The sequence below is a fragment of the Kitasatospora sp. NPDC015120 genome (assembly GCF_043080305.1).
Taxonomy (GTDB): Bacteria; Actinomycetota; Actinomycetes; order Streptomycetales; family Streptomycetaceae; genus Kitasatospora.
Genome location: NZ_JBIBVJ010000011.1, coordinates 1 through 23,803, shown reverse-complemented (window position 1 = coordinate 23,803; position 23,803 = coordinate 1). Strand labels below are relative to the sequence as shown.

At 74.6% G+C, this 23,803-nt stretch carries 20 protein-coding genes; 12 read left to right on the top strand and 8 right to left on the bottom strand.

Features of this window, described 5'->3' with window-relative positions; genetic code table 11:
* Positions 1-36: 36 nt before the first annotated feature.
* Positions 37-858, bottom strand: coding sequence for an MFS transporter (locus ACF1AK_RS23395; RefSeq protein WP_391500959.1), 822 nt, complete (start codon positions 856-858; stop codon positions 37-39).
* A 65-nt stretch (positions 859-923) separates the two neighbouring features.
* Between ACF1AK_RS23395 and ACF1AK_RS23390 the strand changes: the two genes are divergently transcribed.
* From ACF1AK_RS23390 to ACF1AK_RS23380, 3 genes are all read left to right on the top strand, one after another.
* On the top strand, positions 924-1,556 hold the full coding sequence (locus ACF1AK_RS23390; RefSeq protein WP_391500958.1) for a TetR/AcrR family transcriptional regulator: 633 nt from the start codon (positions 924-926) through the stop codon (positions 1,554-1,556).
* Positions 1,557-1,611: 55 nt separating this feature from the next.
* Positions 1,612-2,424: an enoyl-CoA hydratase/isomerase family protein gene (locus tag ACF1AK_RS23385; RefSeq protein WP_391500957.1), complete on the top strand. Its 813-nt coding sequence runs from the start codon at positions 1,612-1,614 to the stop codon at positions 2,422-2,424.
* A gap of 84 nt (positions 2,425-2,508) precedes the next feature.
* Positions 2,509-3,111 (top strand): hypothetical protein, encoded by a 603-nt coding sequence (locus ACF1AK_RS23380; protein WP_391500765.1) that lies wholly within the window; start codon positions 2,509-2,511, stop codon positions 3,109-3,111.
* 16 nt (positions 3,112-3,127) lie between these two features.
* On the opposite strand, the gene ACF1AK_RS23375 is transcribed toward ACF1AK_RS23380, so the two are convergent.
* Positions 3,128-4,345, bottom strand: a complete 1,218-nt coding sequence (locus ACF1AK_RS23375) for an acyl-CoA dehydrogenase family protein (RefSeq protein WP_391500764.1) — start codon at positions 4,343-4,345, stop codon at positions 3,128-3,130.
* A gap of 125 nt (positions 4,346-4,470) precedes the next feature.
* Here ACF1AK_RS23375 and ACF1AK_RS23370 point away from each other — a divergent pair, with 125 nt between their 5' ends.
* A complete protein-coding gene (locus ACF1AK_RS23370) occupies positions 4,471-5,097 on the top strand; it encodes a TetR family transcriptional regulator (protein WP_391500763.1) in 627 nt (208 codons plus the stop codon).
* 103 nt (positions 5,098-5,200) lie between these two features.
* Positions 5,201-6,655, top strand: coding sequence for a glycoside hydrolase family 5 protein (locus ACF1AK_RS23365; RefSeq protein ID WP_391500762.1), 1,455 nt, complete (start codon positions 5,201-5,203; stop codon positions 6,653-6,655).
* Between the two features lie 82 nt (positions 6,656-6,737).
* Here ACF1AK_RS23365 and ACF1AK_RS23360 read toward each other — a convergent pair whose 3' ends face one another.
* Positions 6,738-8,762 (bottom strand): M3 family metallopeptidase, encoded by a 2,025-nt coding sequence (locus tag ACF1AK_RS23360; RefSeq protein ID WP_391500761.1) that lies wholly within the window; start codon positions 8,760-8,762, stop codon positions 6,738-6,740.
* Positions 8,763-9,088: 326 nt separating this feature from the next.
* On the opposite strand from ACF1AK_RS23360, the gene ACF1AK_RS23355 reads away from it, so the two are divergent.
* Positions 9,089-10,804 carry a bifunctional 3'-5' exonuclease/DNA polymerase gene (locus ACF1AK_RS23355; protein ID WP_391500760.1) on the top strand — a complete coding sequence of 572 codons (1,716 nt, stop codon included), beginning with the start codon at positions 9,089-9,091 and terminating at the stop codon, positions 10,802-10,804.
* Between the two features lie 4 nt (positions 10,805-10,808).
* On the opposite strand, the gene dhaM is transcribed toward ACF1AK_RS23355, so the two are convergent.
* Positions 10,809-11,201 carry a dihydroxyacetone kinase phosphoryl donor subunit DhaM gene (dhaM, locus tag ACF1AK_RS23350; RefSeq protein WP_391500759.1) on the bottom strand — a complete coding sequence of 131 codons (393 nt, stop codon included), beginning with the start codon at positions 11,199-11,201 and terminating at the stop codon, positions 10,809-10,811.
* 128 nt (positions 11,202-11,329) lie between these two features.
* Here dhaM and dhaK point away from each other — a divergent pair, with 128 nt between their 5' ends.
* Together dhaK and dhaL are read left to right on the top strand one after the other, a co-directional pair.
* Complete coding sequence (gene dhaK, locus ACF1AK_RS23345) at positions 11,330-12,325, top strand: dihydroxyacetone kinase subunit DhaK (RefSeq protein WP_391500758.1); 996 nt, start codon at positions 11,330-11,332, stop codon at positions 12,323-12,325.
* Between the two features lie 23 nt (positions 12,326-12,348).
* Complete coding sequence (gene dhaL, locus ACF1AK_RS23340) at positions 12,349-13,026, top strand: dihydroxyacetone kinase subunit DhaL (RefSeq protein WP_391500757.1); 678 nt, start codon at positions 12,349-12,351, stop codon at positions 13,024-13,026.
* On the opposite strand, the gene ACF1AK_RS23335 is transcribed toward dhaL, so the two are convergent.
* Positions 13,023-14,198, bottom strand: a complete 1,176-nt coding sequence (locus tag ACF1AK_RS23335) for a PP2C family protein-serine/threonine phosphatase (protein ID WP_391500756.1) — start codon at positions 14,196-14,198, stop codon at positions 13,023-13,025. The genes dhaL and ACF1AK_RS23335 overlap by 4 nt on opposite strands.
* A 318-nt stretch (positions 14,199-14,516) precedes the next feature.
* On the opposite strand from ACF1AK_RS23335, the gene ACF1AK_RS23330 reads away from it, so the two are divergent.
* Together ACF1AK_RS23330 and ACF1AK_RS23325 are read left to right on the top strand one after the other, a co-directional pair.
* On the top strand, positions 14,517-14,735 hold the full coding sequence (locus ACF1AK_RS23330) for a heavy-metal-associated domain-containing protein (protein WP_391500755.1): 219 nt from the start codon (positions 14,517-14,519) through the stop codon (positions 14,733-14,735).
* 74 nt (positions 14,736-14,809) lie between these two features.
* Positions 14,810-17,134, top strand: coding sequence for a heavy metal translocating P-type ATPase (locus ACF1AK_RS23325; RefSeq protein WP_391500754.1), 2,325 nt, complete (start codon positions 14,810-14,812; stop codon positions 17,132-17,134).
* A 95-nt stretch (positions 17,135-17,229) separates the two neighbouring features.
* Here the strand turns inward: ACF1AK_RS23325 and ACF1AK_RS23320 are convergent, their stop codons facing one another.
* From ACF1AK_RS23320 to ACF1AK_RS23310, 3 genes are all read right to left on the bottom strand, one after another.
* Positions 17,230-17,949 (bottom strand): SDR family NAD(P)-dependent oxidoreductase, encoded by a 720-nt coding sequence (locus ACF1AK_RS23320; RefSeq protein WP_391500753.1) that lies wholly within the window; start codon positions 17,947-17,949, stop codon positions 17,230-17,232.
* A gap of 550 nt (positions 17,950-18,499) precedes the next feature.
* Positions 18,500-19,789 (bottom strand): citrate synthase, encoded by a 1,290-nt coding sequence (locus ACF1AK_RS23315; protein WP_391500752.1) that lies wholly within the window; start codon positions 19,787-19,789, stop codon positions 18,500-18,502.
* Positions 19,790-20,013: 224 nt separating this feature from the next.
* Entirely contained in the window at positions 20,014-22,188 is a 2,175-nt protein-coding gene (locus tag ACF1AK_RS23310) for an ATP-dependent RecD-like DNA helicase (protein WP_391500956.1), read from the bottom strand.
* A gap of 159 nt (positions 22,189-22,347) precedes the next feature.
* Here ACF1AK_RS23310 and ACF1AK_RS23305 point away from each other — a divergent pair, with 159 nt between their 5' ends.
* Both ACF1AK_RS23305 and ACF1AK_RS23300 read left to right on the top strand, forming a co-directional pair.
* Positions 22,348-23,196: a VOC family protein gene (locus tag ACF1AK_RS23305; RefSeq protein ID WP_391500751.1), complete on the top strand. Its 849-nt coding sequence runs from the start codon at positions 22,348-22,350 to the stop codon at positions 23,194-23,196.
* Between the two features lie 59 nt (positions 23,197-23,255).
* Positions 23,256-23,708: a GNAT family N-acetyltransferase gene (locus ACF1AK_RS23300; protein WP_391500750.1), complete on the top strand. Its 453-nt coding sequence runs from the start codon at positions 23,256-23,258 to the stop codon at positions 23,706-23,708.
* The last annotated feature ends 95 nt before the right edge of the window (positions 23,709-23,803 follow it).

The following is a 23,803-nucleotide window of genomic DNA, read 5'->3' as shown; positions in this document are numbered from 1 at the left end:
ACCGGCCCCGCCGCTCCCCCGCCCCGCTCCCCCGGCTCAGGCCGCCAGCGCCTGCTCCCCGCGCACCGGCTCCCCCGCCGCCCGCGCCCGCAGCCGCAGCGCGAGCACCAGCGCCAGCACCATCACCCCGGCCGCCGAGAAGAACACCGTGTCCACCGCGTCCACGAACCCGGCCACCGCGTGCTCCCTGGCCGCGCCGCTCAGCCCGCCGACGGTGCCCAGCGGCATCCCCGGCTCGTGCCGCTCGAACCCCCGGGCCAGCACGGTGCCGAACAGCGACGCCCCCAGCGCCCCGCCCAGCGTCTGGAAGAACCGGACCCCCGTGGTGGCCACACCGAGCTGGTGGGCCGGCGCGGCGTTCTGGACGACGGTGACGAGGTGGCCGATCAGCTGCCCGAGTCCGACGCCCAGCAGCACCAGCTCGCCCCGGACCAGCCACAGCGAGGTCCCCGGCCCGCTCAGCCCGAGCAGCAGCAGCGCGAGCGCGGCGCAGCCGGTGCCGGTGGCGAGCACCGCCCGGACCGACCGGCCGAGCCGGTCGGCCAGCAGGCCGGTCACGGTCATCCCGAGCGCCATCGGCAGCAGGTAGAGGCTGGCCGAGGTCGCGGCGACCCCCCGGGCGACCTGCAAGTAGAGCATCACGTACATGATCGCGCCCATCAGGCCCATGCCGACCAGGCCCTGCACCGCGAAGCCGATCCGGATCTCCGGGATCCGGAACAGCGAGAGCGGCAGCACCGGTTCGGCGGCGGTGGCCTGCCGCCACAGGAAGAGGCCGAACGCCAGCGCGGTGGCCGCGGCGAGGCCCAGCAGCTGCGGGGACGTCCAGCCGTAGGCCGTGCCGCCCCAGTCGGTGATCAGCAGCAGGCCGGTGGCGAAGGCGGCCGCCAGGGCCGCGCCGGGGAAGTCCGGCCGGACTCGGCCTGCGGGAGCGCAAGAAGCGCCGGACCGCGATCCGGATCTGGCGGACCGCCGTCGCCCTGTTCGCCGAGCGCGGCTTCGACGAGGTCTCGGTCGCCGAGATCGCCGCCGCCGCCGAGGTGTCCAAGATGACCGTCTTCAACTACTTCGGCACCAAGGAGGACCTCGTCCTCGGCCCGATGGAACAGCACATCGGCGAGCCCGCCCGGGTGGTGCGCGAGAAGGCCCCGGAGACCTCGGCGGTGGCCGCGCTGCACGCCCACTACAGCGCCGCGCTCGCCGCCTTCGACCCCGCGACCGGGCTGAGCGACCAGCAGGGGGTGCTCGACGTGGTCCGGCTGGTCCACCGCACCCCGGTGCTCGCCCTGCGGGCGTACGCCGGCTTCGACCGGCGGGCCCGCGCCGAACTCACCGCCGAACTGCTCGCCCGGGACCCTGCGGGCGACCCGCTGACCGCCCGGGTCGCCGCCGCCCAGCTGCTCGGCACCCGGCTGACGCTGACCGAGGAGAACCAGCGCCGGATGCTGGCCGGCGAACGCGCCGCGGACGTCCTGCCCGAGGCCCTGGCCGCCGCCGACCGCGCCTTCGCGCTGGCCGAACGCGGCCTCGGCGACTACGGGGCGGCCCGCCCCTGACCCGGCCGCCGCGCTCTGGGAGAGTGTCCGCACCCACACCCTCCCGGAGGTGCCCATGGCCACCCGGCCGCTGCTGACGCGCGAGCGCGCCCCGCTGCCCACCGAGACCGACGGCCTCAACGCCCACCTCGGCGGGGACGGCGTCGCGGTCCTGGAGTTCGACCGCCCGCACCGGCGCAACGCCCTCACCCTGGCGGTCTGGCAGGCCCTGCCCGGCGTGCTGAAGCGGCTGGCCGAGGAGCCGGGGGTGCGCGTCCTGCTGGTCACCGGCGCGGGCGGCACCTTCAGCGCGGGTGCCGACATCGCCGAACTCGCCGACGTCTACGGCGATCCGGACCACGCCGACGCCTACCACGCGGTCAACGTGGCCGCCGAGGAGGCCCTGGCGGCCTTCCCGCACCCGACCGTCGCCGTGGTGCACGGCGCCTGCGTCGGCGGCGGCTGCCAGCTGGCGCTCGCCTGCGACCTGCGGTTCGTCGCCGAGGACGCCCGGCTCGGCATCACCCCGGCCAAGCTGGGCGTGGTCTACCCGGCGGTGCCGACCCTGCGGCTGGCCCGGTTGGTCGGCCCGGCCCGCGCCAAGTACCTGCTCTTCTCCGGCGAGCTGCTGCCCGGCCCCCGGGCGGCCGCCCTCGGCCTGGCCGAGCAGGTCCTGCCGGCCGCCGAACTGGACGCGGCGGCACTGGAGTTCGCCCGGCTGCTGACCACCCGCTCACCGCAGACCATCGGCGCCGTCAAAGCCGCGCTGGCCGTCCCGCCGGAGCAGGCCGCCGCGGCCCTCGCGCCCTGGGAGCGCCGCTCCCGCGAGGCGCCGGACGTCCGCGAGGGCCTCGCGGCCTTCCTCGAACGCCGCCCGCCCAGGTTCTGAGCCGCACCGGGGGACGGCCGCCCGCAGGCCGGTCGATACGATCATGCGATCGAATACGACCGATCCGCCGATGGAGCCGTCCCCTTGGAACAGCACGCGATGACCGCCCCCACGCCCTCGGTGCCCTGGGCCCGCCGGATCACCGACGGCCTGGAGCCGAAGAACGTCATCATCGCGATGCTGCTCCTGCTCGGCGGGGCCCGCTACGGCTGGCGGGGCCTCGCCTGGGCGGTGTTCGCGGCCCTGTTCACGGCCGTGATCCCGACCCTGCTCATCCGGTTCGGGATGCGCCGGGGCACCGTGGACGACCGGCACGTCGGCAACCGCCGGCGGCGTCTGACGCTCTTCCCGCTCATCATGGTCTCGGTCGCGGCCGGATTCGCCGGGATGCTCCTGGCGCACGCGCCGCGCGACCTCACCGCGGTGGTGCTGGCGATGTTCGCCTCCCTGGTCCCGATCCTGGTGATCACCGCCTGGTGGAAGGTCTCCGTGCACACCGCCGTGGCGAGCGGCGCGGTGGTCTGCCTGGCCGTCGCGCTCGGGCCGTGGTGGCTGCTGCTCTACCCGTCGGTCGCGGTGATCGGCTGGTCCCGGGTGGTGCTGCGGGACCACACCGCCGCGCAGACGGTCGTCGGCACGGCGGTGGGCGCCCTCGCGGCCGGGCTCACCTTCTGGGCCGCCCGCTAGCCGGCTTGCGGAGCCGTCAGCGGATCGGCAGCCCCGAGATGGCGCGGGCGATGACCAGCCGCTGGATCTCGCTGGTGCCCTCGAAGACCGAGTAGATCGCGCTGTCCCGGTGCATCCGCTCCACCGGGTACTCCCGAGTGAAGCCGTTGCCGCCCAGGATCTGCATCGCCTGCGCGGTGACCCACTTGGCGGTCTCCCCCGCGTAGAGCTTGGACATCGAGCCCTCGGCGGAGGTGAACGGCTGCTGGGTGGCGGCCATCCAGGAGGCCCGCCAGACCAGCAGCCGGGCCGCGTCGATCCGGGTCTTCATGTCGGCCAGCTGGAAGGCCACGCCCTGGTTGTCGATGATCGGGCGGCCGAACTGCACCCGGGTCCCGGCGTAGTCGAGCGCCACCTCGTACGCGGCCCTGGCGATGCCGATCGCCTGCGCGCCGACGGCCGGCCGGGAGGCCTCGAAGGTGGCCATCGCGGCGTTCCGCCCGCTCCTGCGGACGCCCTCGCGGGCCCGCGCCAACCGCTCGTCCAGCTTCTCCTTCCCGCCGAGCAGGCAGTGGCCGGGCACCCGGACGCCGTCCAGCACCACCTCGGCGGTGTGCGAGGCGCGGATGCCGTGCTTCTTGAACTTCTGGCCCTGGCTCAGGCCGGGCGTGCCCGGCGGCACCACGAAGGACGCCTGCCCGCGCGCGCCGAGCGCCGGGTCGACGGTGGCGACGACCACGTGGACGGCCGCGATCCCGCCGTTGGTGGCCCAGGTCTTGGTGCCGTTCAGCACCCACTCGTCGGCGGCCTCGTCGTAGGCGGCCCGGGTGCGCAGCGCGGAGACGTCCGAACCGGCGTCCGGCTCGGAGGAGCAGAACGCGGCGACCTTGACGTCCTCGGGGGTGCCGAACATCTGCGGCGCCCAGGTGCCGATCTGCTCGTCGGTGCCGTTGGCGAGCACGGCGACGGCGGCGAGGGTGGTGCCCACGATGGACAGGCCGATGCCGGCGTCGCCCCAGAACAGCTCCTCCATGGCGATCGGGATGCCCACGCCGGAGGGGTCGAAGTACTGCTGGGCGTAGAAGTCGAGCGAGTAGATGCCGAGTCTGGCGGCCTCCTGGATGATCGGCCAGGGGGTCTCCTCGCGCTCGTCCCACTCGGCGGCGGCGGGCCGCATCACCTCGGCGGCGAAGCCGTGCAGCCAGTCGCGGACGGCGAGCTGGTCCGGTCCCGGGTCCAGGGAGAAGGTGCTCATGAGTGGGGGCCTCCGAAGAAGGGTGCGACCGACCGGGGTGTTACCAGCGGTAACATCGTCGGAGTCTGCTACTGCTTGGTAACCGGTGTCAACGCCCGCACCCGCACGAAACGAGGGAACCGCGCATGGATCCAGAACCCCGCCGGGAACAGCTGCTCAACGCCGCCGACCGGGTCATCCAGCGCGAGGGCCCCGGCGCCAGCATGAACGCGATCGCCGCCGAGGCCGGCATCACCAAGCCGATCCTCTACCGGCACTTCGGCGACCGGAACGGCCTGGTACGGGCCCTGACCGACCGTCACACCGGAGGCCTGCTGGCCGCCGTCCGGGCCGCCCTCGCCGAACCCCTGGAACGCCGCGACCGGGTCGAACACGTGCTGGACACCTACCTCGCCGGGATCGAGGCCCGCCCGCAGGTCTACCGGCTGCTCACCCACCCCGAACCGGGCGACCCGAGCGGCGCCGGCCACGCGCTCGCCCCGGCGCTCCAGCAGATCGCCGAGGAGATCACCCGGGCCGTCGCCGACCAGATCGACCTCGGCGCCGACCGCGAACTGCTCGCCGAGGCCTGGGGCCGGGCCATCACCGGCATGGTGCTGGCGGCCGGCGACTGGTGGCTGGAGTCCCGGCCCTGTTCGCGCACCCGGATGGTCCAGGCCCTCGCCGACCTGCTCTGGGGCCGGCTGGCCGCCGCCGCCGACCTGCCGACCGCCGTACTGCCGGCCGGCCCCGCGCCGGAGCCCGCCGACTGAGCACCACCGGCGGACCCCGGGAGCCGCCGCGCACCGGAGTCTTGTGGCGGACGCGCCCGCCCGGCATCATCGGGCCCCACCCCCGCCCGCCCCGGAGGTCCCGATGCGTTCACGCCGCACCGCCGCCACCCTCCTGCTCGCCGCCGCCCTCGCCCTGCCGGCCGCGCCGGCCCGGGCCCAGTCCCCCTCCCCCGCACCGGTGTTCCCCACCGGCACCGCCACCGCCCCGGACGGCCGCACCGACCTCACCGACGCCTCCGGCCGCCGGCTGCGGCTGCGCGGCTTCAACCTCGACAAGTACGCCGAGGCCACCGAAGAGGACGTCCGGTCGATCGCCGCGCAGGGCTTCACCCTGATCCGCCTGCCCGTCTCCTGGACCAGGCTGGAGCCCGCCCCCGGCCGCCTCGACCCCGGCGAACTGCGCCGGCTGCACCGGCTCCTGGACCAGGCCGACCGCTCCGGCGTGCTGGTCCTGGTCGACTTCCACCAGGACGTCTACGGCCCGCGGTTCGTCGGCGGCACCAACGGCATCCCGCCCTGGGCCACCCGCGACGACGGCCTGCCGTTCGAGGCCGACCCCGACGACTGGTTCGCCGGCTACTTCCAGCCCGCCGTCCAGGCCGCCTTCCGGCACCTCTACGACGACCCCGACCTGCGCGCCCGGCAGGCCGGCTTCTACACCCGGCTGGCCGGCGAACTGCGCGGCCACCGCTCCCTGCTGGGCTACGACCTGTTCAACGAGCCGTTCGGCCCCGTGGACGGCGACCCGGCCGACCCGCGGGCGCTGGCCCGCGCCGCCGCCGAACTGGAACAGGGCCGGCTCGCCGCCATGTACCGCCGGCTGATCGCCGCCGTCCGCCGGGCGGACGACCGCGCCTGGCTGTTCGTCGAACCGACGGTGCTGGTCGGCCAGGGCGTGCCCACCCGGCTGCCGGGCTTCACCGACCCCCGCCCGGGCGCGCCCCGGATCGGCTACGCGCCGCACTTCTACGACACCGCGGTCGAGTCCGGGGCCGACTGGGACCCGTCCGGCGGCTTCGTCGAGCGCTACACCGCCGCCGTCACCGGCTACCCCGCCGCCCACCGGCTGCCGGTGCTGGTCGGCGAATGGGGCCCGCCGGACTCCCGCCGGCCCGGCAACACCCTGCTGGTGCGCCGCCAGGTCGAGGCCATGGACGGCTTCGCGGCCGGCTGGACGATGTGGTACTGGTGCCGGGGCAACGGCGGCTACTGTGCGCTCGACCCCGCCGGGCGGCCCGCCCCGGGCGACGAACCGGCCTTCGGCCCGTACCCGGTCGCGGTCGCCGGCACCGGCGCCCGCACCACCGCGGACGGCACCCGGCACACCGTCGGGTGGCAGGCCGACGGCACCGGCCGGACCACCGAACTCGCCCTGCCGGCCGCCGCGTTCCCCGCCGGGGCACGGGTCACCGTCCGCCCGGCCGGTGCCCGCGCCGACCTCGACCAGCCGGACGGCGAGCACGCCGGCCGGCTGCGCGTCCGGCTCCCGCACGCCCGCCCGGGCACCCCGGTCACCGTCACCGTCGAGCCCCGCTGAGACCGTCGGACCCCGCCGGCACCGGACCCCGCCGGCACCGGGGCCCGGCGGCATCCGCGCCGCCGCCGGGCCCTTCCGGCCGCTACAGCAGTCCGCGCCGGGCCAGCAGCGGCCCGGTCTCGGGGTCGCGCCCGACCACCGCGCGGAAGGAGTCCAGCGCGTCCCGGCTGTCGCCGCGGGCCAGCAGCTCGCGGCGGAACACCTCGCCGCTCTCCCGCACGCCGCGGCCGTTGCCCTTGAACCACTCCACCGTGTCGGCGTCCAGCACCTCCGACCAGATGTACGCGTAGTAGCCCGCGCTGTACCCGCCCGCGAAGATGTGGCCGAAGTAGGTGGTCCGGTAGCGCGGCGGGATCGCCGCCACCGCCAGTCCGGCCTTCTCCAGCGCCGCCGCCTCGAACTCCCGGGCGTCGGTGACCTCCCGGCCCTCCGGCAGGGTGTGCCAGGCCCAGTCCAGCAGCGCCGCCGCCAGGTACTCGACGGTCCGGAAGCCCTGCCCGAAGGACTCCGCGGCCTCCATCCGCTCCACCAGCTCGGCCGGCAGCGGCTCGCCCGTCTCGTGGTGCCGGGCGTAGTTGGCGAGCACCTCCGGCCACACCATCCACATCTCGTTGACCTGCGAGGGGAACTCCACGAAGTCCCGCGGCACGGCCGTGCCCGCCAGGTACGGGTGGCGGACGTCCGAGAAGAGCCCGTGCAGCGCGTGCCCGAACTCGTGGAACAGGGTGCGGACCTCGTCCCAGGAGAGCAGCACCGGCTCACCGGGCGCCGGCTTGGCGATGTTCAGGTTGTTGTAGACCACCGGCCGCTGCCCCAGCAGGTGCGACTGGGTGACCAGTTCGTCCATCCAGGCGCCGCCGCGCTTGGACGCCCGGGCGTGGAAGTCGCCGAGGAACAGGCCCAGCCCGGAGCCGTCCGCGTCGAACACCTCGAAGACCCGGGTGTCCGGGTGGTAGCCGACGAGGTCCGGGCGCTCGGTGAAGGTCACCCCGTAGGCCAGGTTGGCGGCGAAGAACACGCCGTCGCGCAGCACCCGCTCCAGCTCGAAGTAGGGGCGCAGCGCCGCCGCGTCCACCTGGTACGAGGCCTGGCGGACCTGCTCCGAGTAGTACGCCCAGTCGTGCGCGGCGATCTCCTCGACGCCGTCGGCCGCGGCGAGCTTGGCCAGCTCGGCGGCCTCCCGGCGGGCGTTGGCCACGGCCGGGGGCACCAGCCGGGCGAGCAGCGCGTCCACCGCCTCGACGGTGCCGGCCGTCTCGTCGGCCACCACCTGGGCCGCGTGGGTGTCGTAGCCGAGCAGCCGGGCGCGTTCGGCGCGCAGCGCGGCCATCCGGATCGCCAGCGGGCCGTTGGTGTCGACGGCGCGGTCGAGCGAGGCGTTGAGCAGCCGCTCGCGCACCGAGCGGTCGGTGAGCGAGGCGAGTTCGGTCTGGTTGGAGAAGTTCTTCAGGCTCAGGACGTACGTGCCCGGCCGCCCGAGCGCCCGGCCGTTCTCGGCGGCGGCGGCGATCGCGTCGGCCGAGAGTCCGGCCAGCTGCTCGGCGGAGTCCAGCACCAGCGCCCGGGCCTGCGAGTCGGCGGACACGTTCTGCCGGAACTCCGAGGAGGCGGCGGCCAGTTCGGTGTTGATCGCGCGCAGCCGGTCCTGCTCCTCGGCGCCCAGCCGGGCACCGGCCCGGACGAACGCGGTGTGCCGGCGCTCCAGCAGCCGCAGCGTCTGCGGGTCCAGCTCCAGCGCGTCGCGGCCGGCGTGCAGCTCCTCGATCCGGGCGAACAGCGCGGCGTCCAGGTGGATCGCGTCCCGGTGCGCGGCCAGCCGGGGGCTGATCTCGGCGTCGATCCGGTCGATCTCGGGGGCGGTGTCGGCGGCGGAGTGGTTCTCGAAGACCACCTTGACCCGGTGCAGCAGCCTGCCCGAGCGCTCCAGCGCGACCAGGGTGTTCTCGACCGTGGGCGGCTGCGGGTCGGCGGTGATCGCCGCGATCTCGGCGAGCTGCTCGGCCATGCCGCGCTCGAAGGCGGGCAGGTAGTGTTCCGGCCGGATCTCGGCGAACGGCGGCAGTTCGTAGGCCAGGGTGCTGGGCCTGAAGAACGGGTTCTCGGTCATTCCGCCGACCTTACGCGCTGTCACCGGCACTGCCCACACCCTTTCGCCCCGCCGTCCGGCGCGCCTGCGGCGGCACGCACCCGGACGGCGCGGCTCCGGTTGTCGTACCCTCCCGCTACCGTCGTCACCGGCCGACGGTACGCCCCCGGACGGCCCGGCCCGCGCAAGCGCCCGCACCGCCGCCCCACCCGCAGCCCGACCCGCCGTCCCGCCCGCCCGCACCACCCCGAGCCCGCCCCGCCCGCCGTCCCGTCGCCACCCCGTCCGCAGCCCTACCGCAGCCCTACCGCAGCCCCACCGCAGTCCCGACGAGAGGAGGAGCCCCCGTGGCACCCCGGATCGCCCTCGCCCCGGATCCGCACGGCCCCGGCGGCCGGCTCCAGCCGCTCGACGACGCCGGCGCCCCGCTCGGCCCGCCCGAACCCGCCGCCGACCTCGCCGCCGCCGTCGCCGCCCGCGAGGCCGGCGAGCACCCCCGGTGGGTGTGGGCCGCCGCCGACTCCGGGTACGCCCCGCTGCTCCCCCGGCTGCCCGACCGGCTCGCCCGCTGCCACGACCTGCGGCTGGTCGAGGCGCTGCTGCTCGCCCACGAGGGCCGCTTCGGCGCCCCGCGCTCGCTCGGCGCCGGCTGGGCCCGGCTGCGCGGCCTGCCGGTCCCCGCCGACCTCCCGGAGCCCGGCTCCGCCGAGGCCGGTGACGGCCAGGACACCCTGTTCGCCCCGGACCGGCTCCAGCTGCCGCCCGGCACCGATCCGCTGGCCGCGGTCGTCGCCGTCCACGCCGAGCAGCAGCGCCGGCTCGCCGCGATCGCCGACCCGGCCGCCCGTGCCCGGTTCCGGCTGCTGGCCGCCGCCGAGTCGGCCGGCGCGCTGGCCGCCGCCGAGATGGCCCACGACGGCCTGCCCTGGCGCGTCGACGTCCACGACCGGCTGCTGACCGATCTGCTCGGCCCGCGCCCCGCCGTCCCCGGCACCCAGCCGCGCCTGCTCGCCGAACTCGCCGTCGAGCTCCAGCGGGCACTCGGCGGGCGCCCGTTCAACCCCGACTCGCACAGCCAGGTGCTGCGCGCCTTCGCCGACGCCGGCATCCCGCTCGCCTCCACCCGCTCCTGGGAGCTGAAGACCGTCGACCACCCGGCGGCCCGGCTGCTGGTCCGCTACAAGGAGCTGTCCCGGATCCACGTCGCGCACGGCTGGGCCTGGCAGGACGCCTGGGCACGCGGCGGCCGGTTCCGCCCCGAGTACGTGGTCGGCGGCGTGGTCTCCGGCCGCTGGGCCAGCCGGGGCGGCGGCGCGCTGCAGATCCCGCGCATCCTGCGCCGCGCCGTGGTCGCCGACCCGGGCTGGCTGCTGGTGGTCGCCGACGCCGCCCAGCTGGAGCCGCGCGTGCTCGCCGCGCTCTCCCAGGACGCCGGGCTGGCCCGCACCGCCGCCGGCGGCGACCTCTACGAGGCACTGGCCGCCACCGCCTTCCACGGCGACCGCGACAAGGCGAAGCTCGGCCTGCTCGGCGCCATGTACGGCCAGACCAGCGGCGACATCGGCCCGCTGCTGGCCACCCTGCGCAACCGCTACCCGGCCGCGATGGGCTACGTCGAGGCGGCCGCCCGCACCGGCGAGGACGGCGGCGTGGTCGCCTCCCGGCTGGGCCGCCCCTGCCCGCCCGCCTCGGCCGACTTCCTGGACCTCACCGAGGCGCCCGAGACGGCGGGCGACGCCGGCGGCCGCTCGGCCCGCGCCCGGGGCCGGTTCACCCGCAACTTCGTCATCCAGGCCAGCGCCGCCGACTGGGCCCTCGCCCTGCTGGCCGCGCTGCGCCGCCGGCTCGCCGAGATCCCGGTGGCCACCCCGGCCGACCGCCCGCACCTGGTGTTCTTCCAGCACGACGAGGTGATGGTGCACACCCCGGCCAACCACGCCGAGGAGGTGGCGGCGGCGGTCGCCGCGGCGGCCGACGAGGCCCGCCGGCTGGTCTTCGGCGACACACCGGTGCGGTTCCCGCTCTCCACCGCCGTGGTGGAGTGCTACGCCGACGCCAAGTGAGCCCTCAGAGCTTGCGGAAGCCGCGCGCCTCCTCGGCCGCCGCCACCACCTCGGCCAGCGCCGCCCCGGTCGAGGCGGTGACCGCGGCGGCCACCGCCCCCTCCACGAACGGCGCGTCGACCAGCACCACGCCGGGGCGCGGCTCGTCCTCCAGCACCGTCACCGCCGTCAGCACCGAGCTCCCGAGGTCCGGCAGCACCGCGACCCCCGCCCCGCCGTCCGCCGCCGCGACGGCCCGGGCGATCAGCTCGTAGCTGGTCCCGAGCCCGCCCTCCTCCGTCCCGGCCGCCACCACCACCCGCACCTCCGGCGAGGCGAGCTCCGCCAGCAGTTCCTTCAACCCGCCGGCCAGCGCCGCGCTGTGCGAGACCAGGACGATGCCCACGTGTCCACTCATGCCCCCGACCCTAGGACGTGGGTGCTCCACCCGGGTGAGCCACGGCCCGCGTGTCGGATTCCGTGCCCGGCGCCACCGTCTGGCGTAGCGTCGGGTCAGCACCGTCTGCCGAGGGGAGCGCGTACGCCGTGAAGAAGCTCATCAACGCCGCGGAGAGCGTCCTGGAGGACGCGCTGGCCGGAGTGGCCGCCGCCCATCCGGAGCTGTCGGTGGACATCGCCGGCCGGGTCATCACCAGGGCCGTGCGGCCGGCCGCCCCGAAGGTGGCGCTGGTGTCCGGCGGCGGGTCGGGGCACGAACCGCTGCACGGCGGCTTCGTGGGGCCCGGCATGCTGGACGCGGCCTGCCCCGGCGAGGTGTTCACCTCCCCCGTCCCGGACCAGATGCTGGCCGCCGCCAAGGCCGTGGACTGCGGCGCCGGCGTGGTGTTCGTCGTCAAGAACTACACCGGCGACGTGATGAACTTCGAGCTCGCCGCGGAGCTGGCCGCCGAGGAGGGCATCGAGGTCCGCACGGTGCTGGTCAACGACGACGTCGCGGTGGAGGACTCCACCTGGACGGCCGGGCGGCGCGGCACCGGCGCGACGGTGCTGGTGGAGAAGATCGCGGGCGCGCTGGCCGAGCGCGGCGCCGCGCTGGACGAGGTGGCCGCCCTCGGCGAGCGGGTGAACGCGGCCTCCCGCTCGTTCGCGATCGCGCTGAGCGCGGCGACCGTCCCGGCCGCGGGCAAGCCCGGCTTCGAGCTGGCCGAGGACGAGATCGAGGTGGGCGTCGGCATCCACGGCGAGCCGGGCCGCCGCCGGGAGCGGTTGCGCCCGGCCCGGGAGCTGGTCGCCGAGGTGGTCGAGACGATCCTCACCGACCACCACCTGACCGCCGGCGACACGGTGATCGCCCTGGTCAACGGCCTGGGCGGGACGCCGCTGATGGAGCTGTACATCGTCTTCGGCGAGGTCTGCGCCCGGCTGGCCGAGCACGGCATCACGGTGGCCCGCAGCCTGGTCGGCAACTACGTGACCAGCCTGGACATGGCCGGTTTCTCGCTCACCCTCGCCAAGGCCGACGGCCAGCTGCTGGAGCTGTGGGACGCCCCGGTGGACACCCCGGCCCTCAAGCGCGCCTGACCCCCGGAACAGGAGTACCCGACATGGACGTCGACACCCGCCTCGCCGAGGCCTGGGTCCGCGCGCTGGCCGCCGCGGTCGAGAAGGAGCACGGGCGGCTCACCGAGCTGGACTCCGCGATCGGCGACGGCGACCACGGCAGCAACCTGCGGCGCGGCTTCACCGCCGTGCTGGCCGCCCTGGACGCGCCGGACGCCCCGGCCCCCGCCGGGCCCGGCGCGCTGCTGACGAGGACCGGCACCACCCTGATCTCCAAGGTCGGCGGCGCCTCCGGCCCGCTCTACGGCAAGGCGTTCCGGGCGATCGGCGCCGCGCTGCCGCAGCCCGGCGGGGCGCCCGCCGACGCGGCCGCGCTCGGCGAGGCGCTGGCGGCCGGACTGCGCGCGGTGCGGGAGCTCGGCAAGGCCGAGCCGGGCGACAAGACCATCGTCGACGCCTGGACGCCCGCGTTGGAGGCCTACCGGGCGGCGGTGGCCGGCGGCGGGGGCCTGCCGGAGGCCGCCGCGGCCGCGGCCGGGGGCGCCGAGCGGGGCGCCCTGGACACCGTGCCGCTGCAGGCCCGCAAGGGCCGCGCCTCCTATCTGGGCCCGCGCAGCGTCGGCCACCAGGACCCGGGCGCCACCTCCACCGCCCTGCTCTTCCGCGCCCTGGCCGACGCCGCCGCCGTCCCGCCCGCCCCGGGGCGCCCTGAGCCGCGCTAGCCGGCGTCGGTGCGGGTGATCAGCAGCAGCAGCGCGTCGTCCCGCAGCTCGCCCCCGGTGTGCGCCAGCAGGTCGGCGTAGACCCGCCCGACCGCCGCCTCCAGCTCCGCCGCGGAGCGGGCCGCACCGCGCACCAGCGGGCCGACCCGCTCGGCGAGCGGGTAGAACACGCCGCTGTGCCGGTGCTTGGCCTCGATCACGCCGTCGGTGCAGAGCACCAGCACGTCGTCGGTGCCGAACGGCTGCTCCCAGGTGCTCGGCTCGCCGGCCGCGAGCCGGCCGAGGCCGAGCGGCACCCACGGGTCGGGCGCGTCCAGGACGTGCACCCGGCCCTCCGGGTCCACCCGGATCGGCGGCACGTGCCCGTACTGGAGCAGCTGGACCACGCCGGGCCGGCGGAACTCGGCGAACAGCGCGGTGGTGAACTCGCCGTCCGGCACGTGCCGCTCGACGCTGGCCTCGATCCGGGCGGCCACCCCGCGCAGCCCGGCCTCGTCGTAGGCGGCCTCGCGGAAGGCGCCGAGCACCACGGCGGCGGTCTGCACCGCGCCGAGCCCCTTGCCCCGCACGTCGCCGACCGCGACCCGGGTGCCGTACGGCGTCTCCAGGACGGAGTAGAGGTCCCCGCCGATCCGTGACGCGTCGGCCGCGGAGACGTACCGCACCGCGAGGTGCAGCGGTCCGACGACCGGGCCGGGCAGCCGCAGCAGGGCGCGCTGGGCGGCCTCCGCGACGGAGCTGACCGCCGCGTAGGCCGCGGCCCTGCGCATCCGGATCCGGGCCACCCAGGCGGAGAACACCGACAGCAGCAGGTAGCTGACCATCGCTCCCCACAGGAAGCGGACGTCGTTGAGGTTGTCGACCTGGTCGTAGTGGCTGAGGCCGAAGACGGCGAGCAGGCCGAGCGAACAGACGCCGAGCAGTTCGAGCGGGCGCAGGGTGAGGGCGGCGATGCTGGGGACGACGGTCATCAGCGGCGCGAGGTAGCGGTCCTGGCCGGAGTACAGGTCGGCGATCCCGACCAGCACGATCGCGATCAGCGCGGGGGCGGCCCGCCGCCAGAACGGGATGTCGAGCAGGTCGACGGCGAGCAGCGCGTTGCGCCGCCGGGCCGGTGGCTGCCCGGTGCCGGTCGGGACGGACGGCGACTGGGCACGGCGGAACGGGGACACATATCGAACATAACGGACGATCAGTACGCCCACCCCCGCACCCCCGGCCTCGCGCGTCCCGTCCGCGGCCCCCGGGCCCCGGGCCCGCCGAATCCGCCCATGTCACGGCGCGGATCCGGGCGCAGCGTCGCCGGGCGCCTACGCTCTGCTCTCGGAGCGCGCACCGGCCGATGTCCGGGCGACACCCCGGCGTCAAGCGGAATGCGATCCACACCACACCATCCGTACCCCTACGGAATACCCCTTAGGGGTATGGTGGAGATTATCAGCCGGGCCCGGGCGTACGCTCGCGGCCGTACCGACCTTCCGGAGGCCACGATGTCCAGCACCATCACCTACACCGTCACCGGCATGAGCTGCGGACACTGTGAGAGTTCGGTCAGCAAGGAACTCTCCGCCCTCGCCGGGGTGACCGAGGTGTCCGCCGACGCCAAGGCCGGCACGGTCACCGTCTCCGCCGCCGCTCCGCTGGACGAGGAGCAGGTGCGCGCCGCCGTCGACGAGGCCGGCTACGAGCTGGTCGGCCGCGCCGCCTGAGAGCCCCCGCCGCGCGGCGGGGGCCCGGCGACACCCCGCCCCCGCCGTGCCCTCCCCTAGGAGCTGATCAGCACATGAGCACCTCCACCTCGGGCTCCGCCTCCCCGGACACGGCGACCGCCACAACCGGCCAGGAGGACCCCACCGCGGTCCGCGAGCGCGTCGAACTCCTGATCGGCGGCATGACCTGTGCCGCCTGCGCCGCGCGCGTCGAGAAGAAACTCAACCGGATGGCCGGCGTCGAGGCCACCGTCAACTACGCCACCGAGAAGGCCAGGGTCGAGTTCGCGCCGGACGTCACCGTGGCCGACCTCGTCGCCACCGTGGAGAACACCGGCTACACCGCCGAACTCCCCCCGCCGCCGGTCCCCGCCGCCCGGTCCGAGGCTCCCGCCGCCACCGCCGCCCGCGCTCCGGCGCCGGCCGACCCGCTGCTCGACCGGCTGCTCGTCAGCGCCGTGCTCAGCCTGCCGGTGGTCCTCTGGTCCATGATCCCCGCCCTCCAGTTCACCAACTGGCAGTGGCTGGCCTTCGCGCTCACCGGCCCCGTCGTCGTCCACGGCGGCCTGCCCTTCCACCGCGCCGCCTGGACCAACCTCAAGCACGGCGCGGCGACCATGGACACCCTGGTCTCGCTCGGCACCCTGGCCGCCTTCGGCTGGTCCTTCTGGGCCCTGTTCTGGGGCGACGCCGGGATGCCCGGCATGCGGCACGAGTTCTCGTTCTCGGTCGGCGACACCGACGCCTCGTCCATGCTCTACCTGGAGACGGCCTCCGCCGTCACCGTGCTGATCCTGCTCGGCCGTTACCTGGAGGCCCGCTCCAAGCGCCGCGCCGGGGCCGCCCTGCACGCCCTGCTGGACCTCGGCGCCAAGGACGTCGCCGTGCTGCGCGACGGCCGCGAGGTGCGGCTGCCCGTCGAGCAGCTCACCGTCGGGACGCGCTTCGTGGTCCGCCCCGGCGAGAAGATCGCCACCGACGGCGTGGTGGTCGAGGGCGCCTCCGCCGTCGACGCCTCGATGCTGACCGGCGAGTCCGTGCCCGTCGAGGTCGCCGTCGGCGACACCGTCACCGGTGCCACCGTCAACGCCGGCGGCCGCCTGGTGGTCGAAGCCACCCGGATCGGCGCCGACACCCGGCTCGCCCGGATGGCCAGGCTCGTCGAGGACGCCCAGAGCGGCAAGGCCGCCGCCCAGCGGCTCGCCGACCGGATCTCCGCCGTCTTCGTGCCCGTGGTGATCCTCATCGCGCTCGGCACCCTGATCGCCTGGCTGCTGACCTCCGACAGCGCCACCGAGGCGTTCACCGCCGCCGTCGCCGTGCTGATCATCGCCTGCCCCTGCGCCCTGGGCCTGGCCACCCCGACCGCCCTGATGGTCGGCACCGGCCGCGGCGCCCAGCTCGGCGTCCTCATCAAGGGCCCCGAGGTGCTGGAGAACACCCGCCGGGTCGACACCGTCGTCCTGGACAAGACCGGCACCGTCACCACCGGCAGCATGACGCTGCACGGCGTGCACACCGCCGAGGGCGTCACCGAGGACGAGGCGCTGCGCCTGGCCGGCGCCCTGGAGCACGCCTCCGAGCACCCGATCGCCGCCGCCGTCGCCGGCGCGGCCGCCGAGCGGCTCGGCACCCTGCCCGCCGTCGAGGGGTTCGAGAACGTCCCCGGCCTCGGTGTCCGGGGAGTCGTCGACGGCCACGCGGTGGTCGCCGGCCGGGAGTCCCTGCTCGCCGACCACGGCCAGCCGCTGCCCGCCGCGCTCGCCGAGGCCAAGCGCAGCGCCGAGGCCGCCGGACGGACCACCGTCGTGGTCGGCTGGGACGGCGGCGCGCGGGCCGTCCTGGAGGTCGCCGACGCGGTCAAGCCCACCAGCGCCGAGGCGGTCGCCGAGCTGCGCGCCCTGGGCCTGCGGCCGGTCCTGCTCACCGGTGACCACCGGCTGGTCGCCGAGGCCGTCGCCGCCGAGGTCGGCATCCCCGCCGAGGACGTCTACGCCGAGGTGCTGCCCGAGGACAAGGTCGTCGCCGTCGAGACCCTCCAGGCCGAGGGCAGGATCGTCGCGATGGTCGGCGACGGCGTCAACGACGCCGCCGCGCTCGCCCAGGCCGACCTCGGCCTCGCCATGGGCACCGGCACCGACGCCGCCATCGAGGCCGCCGACCTCACCCTGGTCCGCGGCGACCTGCGCGCGGCCGCCGACGCCATCCGGCTCTCCCGCAGGACCCTGGGCACCATCAAGGGCAACCTCTTCTGGGCCTTCGGCTACAACGTGGCGGCGATCCCGCTGGCCGCCGCAGGCCTGCTCAACCCGATGATCGCCGGTGCCACGATGGCCTTCTCCTCGGTCTTCGTGCTCACCAACAGCCTCCGGCTGCGCCGCTTCCGGGCGGCCGCCTGACCCGGGGAACCGCCCCGGGAACGCGGTGGGGCCCGTACCGCACGTGCGGTACGGGCCCCACCGCCGTTCGCGGCCCCTCCGGCCGCCGCGGCCGCTCAGCGGCCGAGCAGCTCGCCGCCGTTGCAGTGCAGGATCTCGCCGGTGATGAACCCGGCCTCCGGCGAGGCCAGGAAGTGGACCGCCGCCGCCACCTCGCCGGTCTCCCCGATCCGCCCGAGCAGCGTCCGGGCCGCCCGCCGGGAGACCTCCGCCTCGTCCAGCCGCGGTCCGAAGAACTCGGTGCCCGCCACCGTCCCCGGCGCCACGATGTTGGCGGTGATGCCCGAGGTGCCGAGCTGGGCGGCGAGGAAGTGGTTCCAGGCGTGCAGCGAGGCCTTCGCCGCCCCGAACGAACCGGCCCCGCGCAGGGCGGCGATCGAGCTGATGGTGACCACCCGGCCGGAGCCCGGGGTGAGCCGGTCGCGGACCGACTCGGTGAGCAGCACCGCGGTCAGCACATTGCGCTCGAAGTCCCCGCGCCAGCGGGCCAGCAGGGCGTGCGGCCCGGCACCGATCACGGTCTCCCGGCTGCCGGCGTTGTTCACCAGCACGTCGATCCGCTCCGGGAGCCCGGCCAGCGCGGCCTCCACGGCGTCCGGATCGGCGAGGTCGCAGACCAGCGGGGTCACGTTCGGCCCGAGCGCCGCGGCGGATTCCTCCAGCACCGCTCGCCGACGGCCGACGATCACGACCTGTTCGCCCGCCTCGGCGAACCGCCGTGCCACCTCGTACCCGATCCCCGTGCCACCGCCGGTGACAACCACGTTCCTGGTCATCTGCGCACTCCCTCCCCAGCTCCGCCGCCCCGCTCCAAGGTGCGGGACGGTCCGTACCGGAATGCCACGATTCCTATCACGCTCGGTTGCCGTGACTGCGGGGAGGGTGACGTCGCGGCCGCTGGAAGGTGTGATATGGGGGCGGCACCGCCCGCACACGGAGCGTGGCGAGAGGCAGCTCACACCCCCCCGGCGTAACTTCTCACAGGGTGATACGTCTTAGGTTGGTAGTGCGGCAGTTTTTCCGGTGGGCCGAGACGCGGCGAACGGCACAGCGTCGACGCCCGACCACCCCTGCCGCCGACGGGGCTCCGGCGGGCCCCGGGTCGGTCGCCGACGGTTGGCGGCCTTCGCGCACGACGCCGGGGTGTGGCGGGACCAGGGACGCTTTGAGCGGCCGCCCCGGGTCCACCGCCGCCCCCGGAGTCGTGCGCCGGACGTTCGCACGGTTCGGCCGGGAACAGCACGAGGGCCCGGCCGCAGGAGTGCGGCCGGGCCCTCGTGGCACGGTGTCAGGGCGTGCACATGACGTCAGTACCGGTGCCCGGCGTCAGCGGGCGTCGATCTCCACGTAGTCGCGGATCGCGGTGCCGGTGTAGATCTGGCGCGGACGGCCGATCCGGCTGGTCGGGTCGTTGATCATCTCATGCCAGTGGGCGATCCAGCCCGGCAGCCGGCCGAGGGCGAACAGCACGGTGAACATGCTGGTCGGGAAGCCCATGGCGCGGTAGATCAGGCCGGTGTAGAAGTCCACGTTCGGGTAGAGCTTGCGCGAGACGAAGAAGTCGTCCTTGAGCGCGTGCTCCTCCAGCTTGAGCGCGATGTCGAGCAGCTCGTCGGACTTGCCGAGCTGGCTCAGCACCTCGTGGGCGAGCTGCTTGACCTGGGCGGCACGCGGGTCGAACGCCTTGTAGACCCGGTGGCCGAAGCCCATCAGCTTGACGCCGGCTTCCTTGTTCTTGACCTTCGTGATGAAGGCGTCGACGTCGCCGCCGTCCTTCTGGATGCTCTCCAGCATCTCCAGCACGGCCTGGTTGGCGCCGCCGTGCAGCGGGCCCCAGAGCGCCGAGATGCCCGCCGAGATCGAGGCGAACAGGTTGGCGTGGCTGGAACCGACCAGGCGCACGGTGGAGGTCGAGCAGTTCTGCTCGTGGTCCGCGTGCAGGATCAGCAGCTTGTCGAGCGCGTTGACGACGACCGGGTTGAGCTCGTAGTCCTCGGCCGGGACCGCGAAGGTCATCCGCAGGAAGTTCTCGACGTAGCTCAGGTCGTTGCGCGGGTAGACGAAGGGCTGGCCCATCGCCTTCTTGTACGCGTACGCCGCGATGGTCGGGAGCTTCGCCAGCAGGCGGACCGTCGACAGGTGGCGCTGGGCCGCGTCGAACGGGTTGTGGCTCTCCGGGTAGAACGTCGACAGCGCGCCGACCACCGAGGACAGCATCGCCATCGGGTGCGCGTCCCGCGGGAAGCCCTGGAAGAAGCGCTTGACGTCCTCGTGCAGCAGGGTGTGCTGGGTGATCTCGCGGTTGAACTGCGCGAGCTGCCCGGCGTCCGGCAGCTCGCCGTTGATCAGCAGGTACGCGGTCTCGATGAAGTCACCCTTGCCGGCGAGCTGCTCGATCGGGTAACCGCGGTACCGCAGGATGCCGTTGTCACCGTCCACGAAGGTGATCGCGGACTTGTAGGCGGCGGTGTTGCCGAAGCCGTTGTCCAGGGTGACCAGGCCGGTCTGCGGGAGCAGCTTCGAGATGTCGAAGCCGGCGTTGCCCGCAGTGCTCTCGACGACGGGGTACTCGTACTCGCCGTCCTGGTACCGCAGTACTACCGAGTTGTCGCTCACGTCTTCCTCACCGACGAAATGAATCCTCTTCCAAGGTGCCCTGACTGTCTCTACCATCCCCCATCCGGCGGACAGCCGCGCACCCGGGGTGACCCGAAAGGGCCCGCCCCTACAAAACCTCCCGCCGCCGCCGGTACGAACCGGACAAGATCGGCACCCCACCAGGCTCTGTCGTAAATCTCTTCACGTCAAGAGAACAATAGGGGCAACCATCCCTTGGAGAATCATCCAGACGCAAGCCGGTGGTCCAGCGCGGCATGCCTCCGACCTGCGCTGACGCTGCGGACCGCCTGCCCGATCGCTTTCCGTGACCCCACCAGCACGACGAGTTTCCGGGCCCTGGTCACCGCGGTGTAGAGCAGGTTCCGCTGGAGCATCGTCCACGCGGACGTGGTGACGGGAATCACCACCACCGGGTACTCGCTCCCCTGCGAGCGGTGGATCGTCACCGCGTAGGCGTGCGCCAACTCGTCCAGTTCGTCGAAGTCGTAGGGCACCTCCTCGTCCTCGTCGGTGAGCACCGTCAGGCGCTGGTCGTCCACGCTCAGGGACGTCACCACTCCCACTGTGCCGTTGAAGACCCCGTTCCGCCCCTTGTCGTAGTTGTTGCGGATCTGCGTGACCTTGTCCCCCACCCGGAAGGTCCGCCCGCCGAACCGCCGCTCCGCCAGCCCCTCCCGGGCCGGCGTCACCGCCGCCTGCAACAGCGTGTTGAGGTTGCCCGCCCCGGCCGGTCCCCGGTGCATCGGCGCCAGCACCTGGACGTCCCGCCGGGCGTCGTAGCCGAACCTCTGCGGGATCCGCCGCGCCACCACGTCCACCGTCAGGCCCGCCGCGAGCTCCGCGTCGTCCTCCGCGAACAGGAAGAAGTCCGGCAGGCCCTCGGTCAGCGGCGGCAGCCCCTCGTTGATCCGGTGCGCGTTGGTCACCACCCCCGACTGCTGCGCCTGCCGGAAGATCCGGGTCAGCCGCACCGACGGGATCGGCCCGCCCTCGGCCAGCAGGTCCCGCAGCACCTCCCCCGCCCCCACCGAGGGCAGCTGGTCCACGTCCCCCACGAACAGCAGGTGCGCCCCCGGTGCCACCGCCTTGACCAGCTTGTTCGCCAGGATCAGATCCAGCATCGACGCCTCGTCGACGACCACCAGGTCCGCGTCCAGCGGCCGGTCCCGGTCGTACGCCGCGTCCCCGCCCGGCCGCAGCTCCAGCAGCCGGTGCACCGTCGAGGCCTCCACCCCGGTCAGCTCCGACAGCCGCTTCGCCGCCCGCCCGGTCGGCGCCGCCAGCACCACCTTGGCCCGCTTCGCCAGGGCCAGCGTCACGATCGACTTCACCGTGAAGGACTTGCCGCAACCCGGCCCGCCGGTCAGCACCGCGACCTTCTCGGTCAGCGCCAGCCGCACCGACTGCTCCTGCTCCGCCGCCAGCTCCGCCCCCGTCACCCGCGCCAGCCAGCCCAGCGCCGCCGGCCAGTCCACGTCCGCGAACCAGGGCATCCGGTCGGTGTCCGCCCGCAGCAGCCGCAGCAACTGGTTGGCCAGCGAGATCTCCGCCCGGTGGAAGGGCACCAGGTACACCGCCGTCACCGGCTCGCCGCCCTCCCCCGGCAGCTGCTCGCGCACCACCCCCTCCACCGCCACCAGCTCCGCCAGGCAGTCGATCACCAGCCCCACGTCCACCTGCAGCAGCTTGACGCCGTCCGCGATCAGCCGCTCCTCCGGCAGGTAGCAGTGCCCCTGGTCACTGCTCTGCGACAGGGCGTACTGCAGGCCCGCCTTGACCCGCTCCGGGCTGTCGTGCGGGATGCCCACCGCCTGCGCGATCCGGTCCGCGGTGAGGAAGCCGATGCCCCAGACGTCCGAGGCCAGCCGGTACGGCTCGTTCTTCACCACCCCGATCGAGCCGTCCCCGTACTGCTTGTAGATCCGTACGGCCAGCGACGTCGAGACCCCGACCCCCTGCAGGAAGACCATCACCTCCTTGATGGCCTTCTGCTCCTCCCACGCGGCCGCGATCTTCTTCGTGCGCTTCGGCCCGAGCCCCGGCACCTCGATCAGCCGGCCCGGCTCGTTCTCGATCACCTCCAGGGTGTCCACCCCGAACCGCTCCACGATCCGCTCCGCGAACCGCGGCCCGATCCCCTTGATCAGCCCCGATCCCAGGTAGCGCTGGATGCCCTGCACGGTCGCCGGCAGCACCGTCGTGTAGTTCTCCACCACGAACTGCCGCCCGTACTGCGGGTGCGACCCCCACCGCCCGTGCAGCCGCAGCGACTCCCCCGGCTGCGCGCCGAGCAGTGCGCCCACCACCGTCAGCAGGTCGTTGCCGCCCCGCCCGGTGTCGACCCGGGCCACGGTGTAGCCGGTCTCCTCGTTGGCGTACGTGATCCGCTCCAGCACGCCCTCGACCTGGGCGAGCTGCCGCGGCGCCGCCGCCTGACCGGGACCGCCGCCGGCGGCGGTCCGCGCCCCTGTCTGCCTGGCCACCGGGCCCCTTTCACCGTGCGGGACGACTTCCGCTACGCACCGTACCGCCCGGGTGCGACACCCGGGGCCCGGGTGCCAGGCTGGAAGGACGCAGGAGCGGCCAGGAACACCGTCGAAGGGCAGCGCACCATGCTCACCACCGCCTACCGGCCCGGCGCCCCCGACTGGCTCGACCTCACCAGCCCCGACACCGCGGCCTCGGTCGCCTTCTACACCGCGGTGTTCGACTGGACCTACGCCTCCGCCGGCCCCGAGGCGGGCGGCTACGGCTTCTTCCGGCAGGACGGCCGCACGGTCGCCGCGCTCGGCCCGTTCACCGACACCCACGCCCGCCCGGCCTGGACCGTCTACTTCTGCACCCTCGACGCCGACCGCACCACGGACCTGGTCCGCGAGGCCGGCGGCCTGGTCCGCTTCGCCCCGTTCAACGTGTTCACCAGCGGCCGGATGGCCGGCTACACCGACTCCACCGGCGCCGACTTCGCCGTCTGGCAACCGCACGACGTCAGCGGCCTGGGCGCCGTCACCGAGCCCGGCAGCCTCTGCTGGACGGAGTGCTGGAGCATCGACGCCGAGGCGGCCAAGACCTTCTACCGCACGGTCTTCGCCTGGCAGGAGCAGGACGTCCCGGTCGGCGAACTCCTGTACACCGTCCTCACCCCGCCCGGCGGCGGCACCGGGGACGCCCACGGCGGGATCATGCAGCTCGGCCCCGAGCAGACCGCCGCCGGGATCTCCTCGCACTGGCTCCCCTACTTCGAGGTGCCGGACGTCGACGCCCGCCTCGCCACCGCGGAACGCCTCGGGGCGACCGTCCGGATCCCCGCCACGGACGTCCACGGCGTCGGCCGCCTCGGCGGGCTCGTCGACCCGCACGGCGCCGCCTTCGCGGTCATCACCAGCGCTCCGCCGGGCACATGACGCCGGATCACGCCGGGAGGGCCTCCCACGGGCGTCCAGGGGCCGCCTAGGGTGTGGTCATGAACGATCTGACCATCCGCCGGGCGACCGGCGACGATCTGCCGGCCATCGTCGCCCTGCTCGCCGACGACCCGCTGGGCGCGACCCGCGAGAGCCCCGACGACCTCACCCCCTACCGCTCGGCCTTCGCCCGCATCGACGCCGACCCGCACCAGCACCTCGTGGTCGCCGAGCGCGCCGGCCGGACCGTCGCCACCCTGCAGCTGACCGTCGTCCCCGGCCTCTCCCGGAAGGGCTCCACCCGCACCGTCATCGAGGCCGTGCGCGTGCACGCCGGCGAACGCGGCACCGGCCTGGGCAGCGAGCTGATCCGGTGGGCCGTCGACCGCTCCCGCGAACTCGGCGCCGAACTGGTCCAGCTCACCTCCGACGTCACCCGGACCGACGCCCACCGCTTCTACGAGCGTCTGGGCTTCGTCCCCTCGCACGTCGGCTTCAAGCTCGCACTCTGACCGGACATGCGAAAAGCCCCTGCCGGTATCCCCGGCAGGGGCTTCTCAGAAGAATTGTTCGGCGGCGTCCTACTCTCCCACAGGGTCCCCCCTGC